We start from the raw sequence: 13,455 nt of genomic DNA on the forward strand, positions 1-13,455 counted from the left end.
CGGGTGCGCTAGGTGCGCTCGGCGTGCGCGAGCAGGTAGGTCGGGCGGCGGCCGATCCTGGTCAGCACCACGGTCGCCTCGGCGGACCCGGACAGCTTCAGCCTCGGCCGCAGCGCGTTCGGGTCCACGTCGAGGCCGCGCACCAGGACCTCCAGCCGCCCCACGTCGTGCGCCCGCAGCACCGACCGCAACGCCTTCTCGCTGTAGTGCCCGTGCTCCACCACCCGGAACGCCCGCACGCCCGGCGGCGGCGTCGGCCCGGTCAGGTAGGCGATCCGCTCGTCCAGCTGCGCCAACCCGTGCCGGGCCGCGTAGTGCCGCACCAGCCCGGCCCGCACCACCGCGCCGTCCGGGTCGACCAGCCACTCGTCGGGGTCGCGCACCGGGCAGTCGTCCGGGTCGGCGGAGGTGATCGTCCACTCCGGACCGTCGGACCGCAGCACGGTCGCACGCCGCGACACACCGGGAGTGGCCAGGCCGCGCGTCCACAGGCACGCCTCGCGCACCTGCCCGTCCAACGACACCAGCTCGACCTCGTCGGCCCACGGCGCGACCGCGAAGTCGACGCCCGGCGCGCACTTCACCGCCAGGTCGCGCCCCGCGTAGACCGACGCCAGCTCGTCCAGCGGCGGCGCGAAGTCCGCCGGGTGCCACGTCCGCCGCCCGGTCGCGTCCCGCCGCGCCGGGTCCGCGATCACCGGCGTGCCCCGGGACACCGGCCGCAGCGCGTCCGCCCGCACCAGCGGTACCGCGTCACCGAGGTTGTGCCGCGCCATCGCCAGCCGCACCGGGTCCAGGTCCGACCCGATCGACCCCTCCGGCAACGCCGCCAGGTCCGCGCCGATCGAGCACGTCACGTCGTGCGCCGGACCGCTGAACCGACACGCCCGGTGCGCCGCCACCTGGTGCGGCGTGGCCTGCTGGAGGGCTTCGGAGGTGAACAGCCCGGCCGTGGACGGGACCTCGGCGGAGAACCGGACCTTCGAAGCCTTGCGGCGCAACAACAACGTCTCCAGCACCGCCGCGAAGCGGGTCGGCGCGACCTGCTTCGTGAGCGTGACGTCGTCCAGCCGGGACGCGGGCGTCAGCGGCAGGTCGGCCAGCGTCGACAACGCGGCGCGCCCGGCGTCGGAACGCAGGTACGCCACGTCGTCGAGGCTGAACGCGTACCCCACTAGACCGGCTTGCGCCCGGTCACGGAGACGTTGTAGAAGACCTCTCGCGGCAGGACCTTGGACAGCACGTTCTCGTCCACCCAGGCCAGCCGCTGCCACGTCTTGTAGGCGAACATCGCCCAGCCGTAGCTCAGCTTCTCGCGCGGCACGGCGGCCTCGAACGTGCGCACCGGCCAGCCGAACAGCGCCGCCGACAGCTCCTCCGTCACCGCCCGCACGCCGACCGCACCGGCCGAACGCGCCGTCCGCTCCAGGTCCGACGGGTCGAACGTGTGCAGGTCCACCACCGCTTCGAGCGCCGCCGCGCGGGACGACTCGTCCAGCTCCTCCTGCGGCCGACGCCAGTCGTTCAGCGGACCGAGCTTGGTGACGTTCGTGGTCAGCCACCACGTCAGCTGCCCGAGCTTGCGGGCGTAGAAGTTGCCCACGTTCGTCGGGTCGCCCGCGAACACGAACTTCCCGCCCGGCTTGAGCACCCGCAGCACCTCGCGCATCGCGGCGGCCACGTCCGGGATGTGGTGCAGCACCGCGTGCCCCACCACCAGGTCGAACGTGTCGTCGTCGTACGGGATGCGCTCCGCGTCGGCCACCCGGCCGTCGACCGGCAGCTCCAGCTGCTCGGCGTTGCGCAGCGCCACCTGCACCATGCCCGGCGACAGGTCCGTCACCGAGCCGCGCCGGATCACGTCGCCCTGCATCAGGTTGAGCAGGAAGAACCCCGTGCCGCAGCCCAGCTCCAACGCGTGCTCGTACGGCCCGACGTCGCCCGCCACCGCGCGGAACCGCTCGGTGGCGTAGGTGATGCAGCGCTCGTCGTACGAGATGGACCACTTCTCGTCGTACGTGTCGGCTTCCCAGTCGTGGTAGAGCACGTTCGCGAGCTTGGGGTCCTTGTACGCCGCCTGCACCTCCTCGGCGGTGGCGTGCGGGTGGGGCTTGGGATCAACGGCCACTGAACTTCGCCTTCCCCGGGCCGTTCTCGATGAACGACGCCATACCTGTCTTCTGGTCCTCGGTGGCGAACATCGCCGCGAACAACTGGCTCTCCAGCTTGAGGCCGTTGCCCAGGTCGGTGTCCAGCCCGCCGTCGATCGCGGCCTTGGCGGCGGCGTACGCGCGCACCGGGCCGTTGACGAACTGCCCGGCCCACCGGCGCGCGGCGGCGTACACGTCGTCCGGCGCCACGACCTCGTCCACCATCCCGATCCGCAACGCCTCCTCGGCGCCCACGAACCGGCCGGTGTAGATCAGGTCCTTCGCGCGGGACGGGCCGATCAGCCGGGGCAGGCGCTGCGTGCCGCCCATGCCCGGGATCACGCCCAGCAGGATCTCCGGCTGACCGACCTTGGCGTTGTCGCCCGCGATCCGCCGGTCCGCGCACAGCGCCAGCTCGAACCCGCCGCCCAGCGCGTACCCGGTGATGGCGGCCACGGTCGGCTTCGGGATCTCCTCGACCGCGCGCAACGCCGACGTGAACGAGCCCGCGCGGGACGCCATCTCGGCGTACGACAGGTCGGCCATCTCCTTGATGTCCGCGCCCGCCGCGAACACCTTCTGCCCGCCGTACACGATCACGGACCACACGTCGGCGCGGTCGGCCGCCTCGTGCGCGGCGGACCGGATCTCCTCCTGGACCTGCCTGTTCAGGGCGTTCATCGGCGGGCGGTCCAGCCGGATGGTGCCGATGCCGTCCTCGACTTCGAGCCTCACGAACTCAGCCACAGGTCCTCCTCGACCTCCGTCGGTGCGCCTCGCAGGTTACCCCTCGGTAGCCTTGCGGCGGGCGAAGTACCGGTCACCCGACCGTTGGAGCTCCAACGGCTGGTCGAACGTCTTCGTCAGGTTCTCCTCGGTGAGCACGTCGTCCAGCAGGCCCTGCGCCACGATGCCGCCGTCACGCAGCAGCAGCACGTGCGTGAAGCCGGGCGGGATCTCCTCCACGTGGTGCGTGACCAGCACCGTCGCCGGCGCGTCGGGGTCGAGCGCCAGCTCCGAGAGCCGGGCCACCAGGTCCTCGCGGCCACCCAGGTCCAGGCCGGCGGCGGGCTCGTCCAGCAGCAGCATCTCGGGGTCCGTCATCAACGCGCGGGCGATCAGCGTGCGCTTGCGCTCGCCCTCGGACAGCGTCCCGTACGTCCGGTCGGACAGGTGCTCGATGCCCATCGTGGCCAGCAGCTCCTTGGCCCGGCCGATGTCGAGCTTGCCGTACTCCTCACGCCACCGGCCCAGCACCGCGTACCCGGCGCTGACGACCACGTCGACGACCTTCTCCTCGGCCGGGACGCGCCCGTTCAGCGCCGCCGACGACAGGCCGATGCGGGTCTTCAGCTCGGACATGTCGGTCCGGCCGATCCGCTCGCCGAGCAGGTGCACCTTGCCCTTGGTCGGGTGCAGCTCGGCGCCGGCCAGCCGGAGCAGCGTGGTCTTGCCCGCCCCGTTGGGCCCGAGCACGACCCAGCGCTCGTCCAGCTCCACGCTCCAGTCGACGTCCCCGACCAGCGTGGTCTTGCCACGTCGAACCGAAACACCCTGCATGTGGATGACCAGATCTTCGTTTTCCACGCCTGCCCTCGCCCCGGTCGATGCCTCGCGAGGACAGTGTTCCATTGCCTCGGCTTCGCGCCGGCGGCGACCTCGTCGCGTGCTGATACCCAAACCACCCCTCCGGGCTGGAAAGATCCGGGGGTATGGCTGCCGACTCGATCCTGCTCGCGGGCCGACCGTTCCCCCTCGGGGCGTACCCCGAAGCCGGAGGTGTGCGTTTCGCGGTCTCGGCGCCGCCCGCCGACGCCGTGGAAGTGTGCTTGATCAGCGAAGACGGCACGGAGGAGCGGGTCGAGCTGACCGAGCGCACCTTCGGCGTGTGGCACGGTCTCATCTCCGGCGTGACGCCCGGCCAGCGCTACGGCTACCGCGTGCACGGCCCGTACGACCCGGGCCGAGGCCTCCGGTGCAACCCCTCGAAGCTGCTGATCGACCCTTATGCGACGCGAATCACGGGCGCGCTGACCGACCTGGACGCGGCGCTGGGCTACGTGGACGACCCGATGCTCGGCGGCCCGTCGCCGGTCGACTCGCTGGGCAGCGTGCCGCTGTCCGTCGTCACGTCGCCCGGCGGGCCGGACACGGGCGTGAAGCCGGACGTGCCGTTCGAGGAAGCGGTGATCTACGAGCTGCACGTGCGCGGGTTCACCAAGCTGCACCCGGCCGTGCCCGAGCACCAGCGCGGCACGTACCTGGGGCTGGCGCACCCGGCCGTGGTGGAGCACCTGGTGCGGCTGGGCGTGACGTCGGTGGAGCTGCTGCCGGTGCACGCGTTCGTGGACGAGCCGTCGCTGATGGAGGCGGGCAGGCACAACTACTGGGGCTACTCGCCGCTGAGCTACTTCGCGCCGCACCCCGGGTACGCCAGCGAGCCGGGCCGGGAGGTGGAGGAGTTCCGCACGATGGTGTCCGCGATGCACGCCGTGGGCATCGAGGTGATCATCGACGTGGTCTTCAACCACACCTGCGAGGGCGGGCCGGACGGTCCGACGCTGTGCTACCGGGGCTTCGACGCGCCCGGCTACTACCTGCACATCGAGGGCGGCGGCACGCTCGACATCACCGGGTGCGGCAACACGACCGAGGCCGGGTCGCCGCAGTTCGTGCGGCTGGTGACGGACTCGCTGCGGTACTGGGCCACCGAGATGGGCGTGGACGGGTTCCGGTTCGACCTCGCGTCGACGCTGGGCAGGCCCGGTGGCGGCCGGTTCGACCGGGCGTCGGCGATGCTGACCGCGATCACCGCCGACCCGGTCCTGTCCCGGTGCAAGCTGATCGCCGAGCCGTGGGACGCGACCGGCGACGGGTACCGGGTGGGCGACTTCGGCGTGCAGTGGGCGGAGTGGAACGGCCGGTACCGCGACACGGTCCGCGACTTCTGGCGCGGCATGACGAACGTGCGCGACCTGGCGTACCGGCTGTCCGGGTCGTCCGACCTGTACGCCGACGACCTGCGCCGACCGTGGCAGTCGATCAACTTCATCACCGCGCACGACGGGTTCACGCTGCGGGACCTGGTGTCCTACAACGAGAAGCACAACCTCGCCAACGGCGAGGACAACCGCGACGGCACGAACGACAACCGGTCGTGGAACTGCGGTGTGGAGGGCGAGACGGACGACGCGGCGGTGCTGGCGCTGCGGGCCAGGCAGGCGCGGAACCTGTTCGCCACGCTGATGCTGTCCACCGGCACGCCGATGCTGGCCGCGGGTGACGAGCAGTGGCGCACGCAGGGCGGCAACAACAACGCGTACTGCCTGGACGACGAGACGTCGTGGGTGGACTGGGAGCTCGCCGGCGAGGGCGAGTCGATGCTGGCGTTCGCCCGCCGGGTGATCAACCTGCGGGCCGCGTCGCCTGCGTTGCGGCAGCCGCAGTTCTTCGACGGCCGGACCACGTCGTCCGGCGCGCCCGACCTGGTGTGGTTCCGGCCGGACGGCGAGGAGATGGCCGAGACCGACTGGTTCGACGAGGGCCGCCGGTTCCTCGGCATGTGGATCGACGGCTCGAACAGCCTGTCCCGTTCGCGTGACGGCGAGCTGGTGTCGGACGACTCGTGGCTGCTGCTCCTGCACGCCGGGGCGGACCCGATCGAGGTCACCCTGCCGGGACCCGAGTACGGCGGGCGGTACGAGCCGACCCTCGACTCCACCACGGCGGACGGCTCGCCGTCGGTGGCGGGCTCCCTGGGGGCGGGCGAGACCGTCGCGCTGGGTGGCCGCTCCCTGCTCCTGCTCCGAGTGCCGAACTGACCCCGCCCGACTCGTAGCCGTCAGGCAGCGACGACCTAGTGCCCGCGACCCTCGCGGGCGCAGAGCCTGCCTTCGCGTGAGTCCTCCGTTCAGGTCGCGTGAGTCCTCCGTTCGGAACGGGTGAGTTCAACGTTCGGAACGGGAACCGCGGGTGGTGCGGTCGCGTCTCCTGGTCCGTGTGGAAAGCGCTGACCGGGCTGGCCCTGGTCGTCCTGGTGGTCTGGCGGCCGAGCGTGGCGACGTTCGGCGGGGCCGCGTGCGGCACGGTGGCCGTGCTCGCCCTGCTGCAACTCGGGTTGCTGGTGGGCGCCGTGCTGTCCGGCGTGCGGGTGACGCTGGTCGAGATCGGGGTCGGCGGTGAGGTCCGCACGTGGACGCGGCCACACCTCCGGGTCGTGTGGCGGACGATCCCGCTGCTCTTCGCGGTCGGCCTCACGTCGATCAAGGCGCCGGCCCGCCGCAGGCTGTGGCTGACCGGGCTCACGTCGGCGCTGCTGTCCACCGCGGCCGTCGTCGTGGTCTGGCTCGGCGCACTGGCCTGGTCGGACGTCGACCAGCCGTTCCTGCGCGGGTTCGCGGTCGCGGGCACGGCGGTCCTGCTCAACGGCCTGTGGCCACGACGCGGCGCGGGCACCACCTCACCCGGCTGGTTCCTGTTCGCCCTGCCGCGCGCGTCGGGCCGCACGGCCGCCGAGTTCGACGCGACACCGCTGGTCAACCAGGTGTCCGACGCACTGGAGGCCGGTGACCTGGACCGGGCCGAGGTGATCGCGAAGGACCTGGTCGAACGCCACCCGACGCTGCTGGTCGCGATCGGCGCGCACGTCGCCGTGCTGACCCTCCGCACGCAGCACGGCGAGGCGCTCCGGGTGGTCAGCGGACTGATCGGACGCACCCACCTGGGTCAGCGGGACATGGCGTTCGTGCTGGCGGAGATGGCCAGTTCCACCGCCAACGCGATCGAGGCCGGCCAACTGCCCGCCGGCGTGGGCCTGCCGGCGGCGAAACGAGCCGTGGACGGCGCGGTGCGGTTCGGCTACCCGCGCCACCGGTGCGCCGCGACGCTGGCGCAGCTCGCCCTGATCGAGAACGACCACGCCGCCGCGCTGTCCCTCGCCACCCAGGCCCGGAACACCAGCGAAACCGGCTTGGCGCGAGCCGACGCCCTGGCCACGATCGCCCGCGCGCAGATGGCGGCGGGCGACAACGCCGCAGCCCGCGCGACGCTGGTCGAAGCCCGGGAACTGGCCGGCTGGATGCCCCGCGTCGCGGACACCACCGCCCGGCTCGACGTCACCTGATCCCCGCTCGACGTCACCCGAGCCCGGCACGCGAGCGGCGCCCGCCCCACGACCCGGGGCGAGCGCCGCTTCCACCGCCGATCAGTTCGCCAGCACGACCCGGCCCAGCTCGGCCGGTGACGCCAGCAGGTCGTGCCTGGGCAGCACCCGCACCGTGTAGCCCACCGCGCCCGCGTGCGGCAACGGCACCTCGATCTCGTAGTTGCCGTTGCCCGCGTAACGCATCCCGTGCGTGATCACGTCGTACAGCTCGTCCGAGTCGCCCACGCGACCCAGCGCGACCTGCACGTCCACCTCGGACGGCTCCAGCCCGGCCAGCTCGATCCGGGCCCGCACGGCCACCGGCGAGCCGAGGTTCGGCGTGGCCGACCCGTTCAGCGACATCTCCGAGTCCAGCACCCGCACCCGCGTCCACGACGCCCGCAGCCGCTGCCGGTACGCGGCCAGCTCCTTCGCGCCCCGGAACCCCTCGCCGACCACCGAGGCGGCCGACGACGCGGCGGGCGCGTACAGCCTCTCCACGTACTCGCGCACCATCCGCGACGCCTGCACCGCCGGACCGAGCGACGCCAGCGTGTGCCGCACCATGGCCATCCAGCGGGTCGGCACGCCGTCCTCACCCCGGTCGTAGAACAGCGGCGCGACCTGGTTGCCGAGCAGGTCGTACAGCGCGGCGGCCTCCAGGTCGTCCCGCCGGGTCGGGTCGGTGATGCCGTCGGCGGTCGGGATGGCCCAGCCGTTGCTGCCGTCGTACAGCTCGTCCCACCAGCCGTCGCGGATCGACAGGTTCAGCCCGCCGTTCAGCGCCGACTTCATGCCGGACGTGCCGCACGCCTCCAGGGGGCGCATCGGGTTGTTCAGCCACACGTCGCAGCCCCAGTACAGGTACCGGGCCATCGACATGTCGTAGTCGGGCAGGAACACGATGCGGTGCCGCACGCCGGCGTCGTCGGCGTACCGCACGATCTGCTGGATCAACGCCTTGCCGCCGTCGTCCGCCGGGTGCGACTTGCCGGCCACGACCAGCTGCACCGGCCGTTCCGGGTGCAGCAACATCGCGCGCAGCCGCTCCGGGTCGCGCAGCATCAGCGTCAACCGCTTGTACGTCGGCACGCGGCGGGCGAAGCCGACGGTCAGCACGTCCGGATCGAACACCGAGTCGGTCCAACCCAGTTCCAACGCGGACGCGCCGCGCTGCAGCCAGGAGGCGCGGGTGCGGCGGCGGACCTCGCCGACGAGCTTGGCGCGCAGCTCGTTGCGCAGCTCCCACAGCCGCTGGTCGGTGACCGGCTCGAACCCGTGCAGGCCGACGCCCGAGTCCTCCGAGTCGCCGAGCAGCCTGCTCATCTCGGTGGCCGCCCAGGTCGGACCGTGCACGCCGTTGGTGACCGATCCGATCGGCACCTCGGACCCGTCGAAGCCGGGCCACAGGGCGCGGAACATGTCCCGGCTCACCCGGCCGTGCAGCTTGGACACGCCGTTGGCGCGCTGGGCCAGCCGCAGGCCCATGTGCGCCATGTTGAACAGGCCGGGGTTCTCCTCGGCGCCCAGGGCGAGGACGCGCTGGGTGTTCACGCCCGGGAGCAGCGTCTCGGGGCCGAAGTAGTGCTGGACCAGGTCCACCGGGAACCGGTCGATGCCCGCCGGGACGGGCGTGTGCGTGGTGAACACCGTGCCGGCGCGGACCGCGGCCAACGCCTGGTCGAAGTCCAGGCCCTCGACGGTGACCAGCTCGCGGATGCGTTCGAGGCCGAGGAACCCGGCGTGGCCCTCGTTGGTGTGGAACACCTCGGGCGGGGCGTGGCCGGTCAGCTCGCAGAACGTGCGGACGGCCCGCACGCCGCCGATGCCGGCCAGGATCTCCTGCCGGATGCGGTGGTCCTGGTCGCCGCCGTAGAGGCGGTCGGTGACGCCGCGCAGGTCGTCGTCGTTCTCCTCCACGTCGGAGTCGAGGAGCAGCAGCGGGACGCGGCCGACCTTCGCCTTCCAGATCTTGGCCCGCAGCACCCGGTCGCCAGGCATGGCGACGTGCACCAGGATCGGCGCGCCGGACGGCTCGGTCAGCAGCTCCAGCGGCAGGCCGCGCGGGTCGAGGACGGGGTAGTGCTCCAGCTGCCAGCCGTCCAGGCTCAGGCCCTGGCGGAAGTAGCCGGACCGGTAGAGCAGGCCGACGGCGATCAGCGGAACGCCCAGGTCGGAGGCCGCCTTCAGGTGGTCGCCCGCCAGCACGCCGAGGCCGCCGGAGTAGTTCGGCAGTGCCTCGGTGACGCCGAACTCCATGGAGAAGTAGGCGATCGCCCTGGGCAGGGGTTCGAGGTCGTAGTTGCCGTGCTCGCGACGCTGCTGGACCTCGTCCTGGCGACGCTGGAACCAGCGCGGCCCGGTGGTGTAGCGGTGCAGGTCGTCGGCCAGCGCGCGGGCGTGGGCGAGGAACTGCTCGTCGGTGGACAGCGCGTCGAGGCGTTCGGGCGCGACCACGGAGAGCAGCCGCAGCGGATCACCGCTGTCAACCCACAGCTCGGGGTCTACCGACGCGAACAGGTCCTGGGTTGGCTGGTGCCACGTCCAGCGCAGGTTCGTGGCGAGGGTGCCCAGGGCCGTCAACGGCTCGGGCAGGCTGGCTCGGACGGTGAACCGGCGAAGTGCTCGCATGGCGTCGGACCTTATCCCCCATCCAGCGGTGCGGGACAACGGTCACCCGAACCGATGCAGGGACCGATACAGCCCCACCTGCGGTTACGGGCTCCCGCGTGTTCTTTCGTACACATCCCGTCACTGTTGACGCAACCAGCGTCATCCGGTCAGGGTCGCGCACCGCTCGCTCAGCTCCCGGACCCGGGCCGTGAGCGCGTCCAGGTCGCCGTCGTGCGCGTCGGCGTCGGCCACCGCCACCAGCAACCGCGAGTAGTCGGCCATCAGGGCCCGGAACCGCCGGTCGAACTTCCGGCTCTGCCCCGCGGTGTGCCGCCGGTCCAGGTCGATGACCTGCTGCGCGAGGACCGCCGTCTCGGCGCTCAGCACGCTGCGGGCGTCGGCCGACTCGTCCCGCCGCGCCGCACGGGTCACGGCGAGCCTGCCGGCGCGGCGCGCGCCCGCGTAGAGGGCGAGCGAACCGGCCACCACGGCCCCGAGCGCCGCCGCCGCGACGAGGTACCGGGGCAGGGACGGGTTGATGGTGCGGGCGCCGTCGGGCAGGGTGCCGGCCCTCACCAGGAGGTCGTAGTTGACCACCGCGACCTTCAGCGCCTCCAGCGGCCGGTCGGGGAACTGGTCGACACCGCGGCCGATGACCGTCTCGGCGACCGCCGCCCGGCCGAGGTTCCCGTCGTCCCGGTCCGGGATGAGGGCGCAGCCGTAGCGCTCGTACTCGTCGTCCTCGCGGCTGAGCACCAGCACGAGCGTGCCTTCGGCCGCGCGTTCGACGTCGTCGCAGACCGCCCGCCGGTCGGCGCCGGACGGGAGCAGCACGACGACGAGCCGCCGGTTGCCGATGATCCGCTCGGCCGCCGCCTGGTCGATCCCGATGCCGGGCGCGGCGTAGACGGAGGACGACCGCACCTGCCGCGCGATCGGCCCGTCGAGCACGCCGCCCGACCACAGCGCCCACCCGGCCAGGACCAGGCAGCCGAGGACCGCGACGCCGAACGGCGTGCGGAGGAAGCGCTTCACACGAGCCTCCCCGCGAGGTAGACGTCCGGTCGGTAGTCGGCGCGGCCCAGCGCGCGGGCGGCGGCGTCCAGCTCGGCCTCGGCGCCGTCCAGCAGGGTCCGCACGTGCCGGTCCGGCAGGTCGTTCGCCAACGCCTCCCCCGCCGCGCCGAGCTTGCCGATGCCCCGGGTGAGGTGCGGGTCGCGGCTCAGGCCGGACACCTCGACGGCCAGCGCCGTGAGCCCGGCGAGGCGCGCGTTCGTGCTGTTCACCGGCGCGCGACCCGTCCTCCGGAGCACGGTCCGGGCGGACAGCGCCAGGAACACCACGACGCAGCCGGTGAACAGCCAGGGCAGCGCGGGCAGCGCCACCCGCAGCGGGTCGGGCGGCTGGTAGGGCAGCGGGCGGTCGAACAGGCCCGCGTAGCGGACGTCGGCGACCCGGGCGAGGTAGGCGGCGAGCACGTTGCGCTGCGGGTAGTCGTAGCGGCTGAGCCGATCGCCGAACTGCCCGTAGAAGCTCGCGGCGACCAGCTCGTCGAAGTCGGCGGCGTGCGGGCCGTGGTACTCGATCCACCACCCGTAGAGCACCACGATCGGGGTGTCGGGGAACAGCCCGGCCAGCGCGGGGCCGTACTGGGGCACGGGTTCACCGAACGGCTGCCGCGGCAGCGCCACGTACAGCGCGGGGCGGTCCGGGAAGGCGGCCGACGCGGACTGCTCGGGCACCCGGTCGAGCGTCGCGCCCGCGGCGGTGTGCACGCCCGTGCGACGCAGGTCGTCGGCGACGGCGGCCAGTTCCGCTTCGGTCGGGTCACGCCACGTGTGCTGGTCGACCGACTCCGGCTCCGGCCGGTCGCCCAGCGCCGCGATCAGGGTCACGAGCTGGTCGGTCACGTCACCGGTGGCGAACTCGGCCCGCCAGCCCGCGACCCGGTCGGCGGACGACTGGTACAGCCCGCCGCTCACCTGGGTGCCGATCACCCGGACGGTCACGTCGTCCACCTCGCGGACGCGCTTGCGCTCGTCCTCGTCCAGTCCGGGCGGCGCGACCAGGATGCGCACGTCGGCGTCACCGATGACGTCCCGCACGCGCTCCTCGTCCCACGACGCGATGGCGCCCGGCAGCCGGACCACGTCGTCGGCGCGCACCAGGGCCGCCATCTCGTCCACCGACGGCACGGTCACGTCGCCCAGCTCGCCCGCCTGCCCTTCCCCGATGGCTGCGGACGACGAGGGCGACCGGCCGTAGCTGACGTCGACGTCCTGCCCCTGGGAGAGCAGGAAGACCACCAGGACGGCCACCGCGGCGGCCAGCGAGCCCCAGCGCACCCACTCGGTCCGCTTACTCATCGGCGGCCCGCCACAGCGCGTCGGCCCGTTCCGCGCAGTCGGCGGCGGTCCGGGCCGCAGCCGTGCCGCCGCGGTCGGCGACGAGGGCTTCGGCACGGGCCAGCAGCCGCTCGGCCTCGGCCACCTCGCCGCGAGCCGCGTCCCGGCTGATCGCCGCGCTCCCGATCGCGGCCCGAGCCGCCGACCAGGCGACCAGCCGCTCCCGCTCCCGTGCCCGCCACCGGGGAACCACCACCACGGCGAACCCCGCCGCCACGATCAGTGCGCCGCCGATCGGCCACACCAGCCAGGTCAACGACATGCGCAAGTACTCCACGTGGTCGGACGAGCGGAAAGGGGATCGGCCGATTCTCCACAATCAGGTCCCGCTGTCCATCCCCGGCACGACGCGCAGCCCCGGCAGCGGCCGTCGACGCCACGAGGGCACAGCGCACGAGGCACAGTGGACGGGTGCCGGACTCCGATGCCGAACTCGCCGTCCGATCCGCCGTCGCCGGGGCCGACGTCGTCCGGTCGTTCCGGTGAGGGCATCGTCGCGGCGGCGGTGGCCGACCCGTTCTCGGGCGAGGTGTTCTGGACCGACGGCGAGGTCGCCCGGGTCCGTGCCGCCGGCCAGGACGTGCCACTGGCACCGGACGCGACAAGTCGCCTGGTCGACGTCAACGTCGACCCGCCGTTCCCGAACCGCGACCGGTTCCTGGCCGCGCGACTGCTGCACGACCGGGCGTTCGGCGACGCGTTCGGCGCACGGGTGCTGTCGACATCGTTGGCCCTGGCGTGGGTGGCCGCCGGGCGGCGAGTGGCGTACGTCACCGATGGGGACGTGCGCGGCAGCGTGCACTTCACCGCCGGGATCGCGCTGTGCCGGGCTGCGGGGTGCGTCGTGACCGGTCTGACCGGACGGCCTCTTCACCACGGCGCCCAGGGGCTGGTGGCCGCGTCCACATCGCCACCCACAGGACGCTCATCCGGGTGATCACCGGCCAGGCCGACCCGCACGGGTGGCCGGCAGATGTCGATCAGTGAACGGCTCGGCGGACCATCGCCCGAACGGTGGCGGCGTGGCAACGGAGCGGTAACGATCAAGAGGTGGGATTCTGTCTTCCATGGCGAGACGGATGCCGCCACCGCGTTAGTGATCCACCCAAAAGGGGTAGGGAACAAAACAGGAGTCCGGTGATGG

11 protein-coding genes are annotated in these 13,455 nt (G+C 72.7%); 3 read left to right on the forward strand and 8 right to left on the reverse strand.

Features of this window, described 5'->3' with window-relative positions; genetic code table 11:
- Nucleotides 1-8: 8 nt before the first annotated feature.
- From ACRAKI_RS30635 to ACRAKI_RS30650, 4 genes are read right to left on the reverse strand one after another with little or no spacing between them, the layout of a single operon-like run.
- A complete protein-coding gene (locus ACRAKI_RS30635) occupies nucleotides 9-1,175 on the reverse strand; it encodes a THUMP-like domain-containing protein (RefSeq protein WP_447003959.1) in 1,167 nt (388 codons plus the stop codon).
- Nucleotides 1,175-2,128: a class I SAM-dependent methyltransferase gene (locus ACRAKI_RS30640; protein WP_447003960.1), complete on the reverse strand. Its 954-nt coding sequence runs from the start codon at nucleotides 2,126-2,128 to the stop codon at nucleotides 1,175-1,177. Before ACRAKI_RS30640 ends, ACRAKI_RS30635 begins: the two co-directional genes overlap by 1 nt.
- Complete coding sequence (locus ACRAKI_RS30645) at nucleotides 2,118-2,897, reverse strand: enoyl-CoA hydratase/isomerase family protein (RefSeq protein ID WP_447003961.1); 780 nt, start codon at nucleotides 2,895-2,897, stop codon at nucleotides 2,118-2,120. The genes ACRAKI_RS30640 and ACRAKI_RS30645 overlap by 11 nt, the downstream gene beginning before the upstream one ends.
- A 36-nt stretch (nucleotides 2,898-2,933) precedes the next feature.
- On the reverse strand, nucleotides 2,934-3,710 hold the full coding sequence (locus ACRAKI_RS30650) for an ABC transporter ATP-binding protein (RefSeq protein ID WP_447008563.1): 777 nt from the start codon (nucleotides 3,708-3,710) through the stop codon (nucleotides 2,934-2,936).
- A 152-nt stretch (nucleotides 3,711-3,862) separates the two neighbouring features.
- On the opposite strand from ACRAKI_RS30650, the gene glgX reads away from it, so the two are divergent.
- The gene (glgX, locus tag ACRAKI_RS30655) at nucleotides 3,863-5,971 is read left to right on the forward strand and encodes a glycogen debranching protein GlgX (RefSeq protein ID WP_447003962.1); all 2,109 of its coding nucleotides are present in this window, start codon (nucleotides 3,863-3,865) and stop codon (nucleotides 5,969-5,971) included.
- Nucleotides 5,972-6,147: 176 nt separating this feature from the next.
- Entirely contained in the window at nucleotides 6,148-7,272 is a 1,125-nt protein-coding gene (locus tag ACRAKI_RS30660) for a hypothetical protein (protein WP_447003963.1), read from the forward strand.
- A gap of 81 nt (nucleotides 7,273-7,353) precedes the next feature.
- Here ACRAKI_RS30660 and glgP read toward each other — a convergent pair whose 3' ends face one another.
- The 4 genes from glgP to ACRAKI_RS30680 all read right to left on the reverse strand — a co-directional run bounded on the left by glgP (nucleotide 7,354) and on the right by ACRAKI_RS30680 (nucleotide 12,573).
- Complete coding sequence (gene glgP, locus ACRAKI_RS30665; RefSeq protein WP_447003964.1) at nucleotides 7,354-9,924, reverse strand: alpha-glucan family phosphorylase; 2,571 nt, start codon at nucleotides 9,922-9,924, stop codon at nucleotides 7,354-7,356.
- Nucleotides 9,925-10,065: 141 nt separating this feature from the next.
- On the reverse strand, nucleotides 10,066-10,941 hold the full coding sequence (locus ACRAKI_RS30670; protein ID WP_447003965.1) for a hypothetical protein: 876 nt from the start codon (nucleotides 10,939-10,941) through the stop codon (nucleotides 10,066-10,068).
- Entirely contained in the window at nucleotides 10,938-12,272 is a 1,335-nt protein-coding gene (locus ACRAKI_RS30675; protein WP_447003966.1) for a hypothetical protein, read from the reverse strand. The genes ACRAKI_RS30670 and ACRAKI_RS30675 overlap by 4 nt, the downstream gene beginning before the upstream one ends.
- The gene (locus ACRAKI_RS30680) at nucleotides 12,265-12,573 is read right to left on the reverse strand and encodes a DUF6403 family protein (RefSeq protein ID WP_447003967.1); all 309 of its coding nucleotides are present in this window, start codon (nucleotides 12,571-12,573) and stop codon (nucleotides 12,265-12,267) included. The genes ACRAKI_RS30675 and ACRAKI_RS30680 overlap by 8 nt, the downstream gene beginning before the upstream one ends.
- 162 nt (nucleotides 12,574-12,735) lie before the next feature.
- On the opposite strand from ACRAKI_RS30680, the gene ACRAKI_RS30685 reads away from it, so the two are divergent.
- Entirely contained in the window at nucleotides 12,736-13,248 is a 513-nt protein-coding gene (locus ACRAKI_RS30685) for an inositol monophosphatase family protein (protein WP_447003968.1), read from the forward strand.
- The last annotated feature ends 207 nt before the right edge of the window (nucleotides 13,249-13,455 follow it).

Source organism: Saccharothrix isguenensis, from assembly GCF_052936305.1.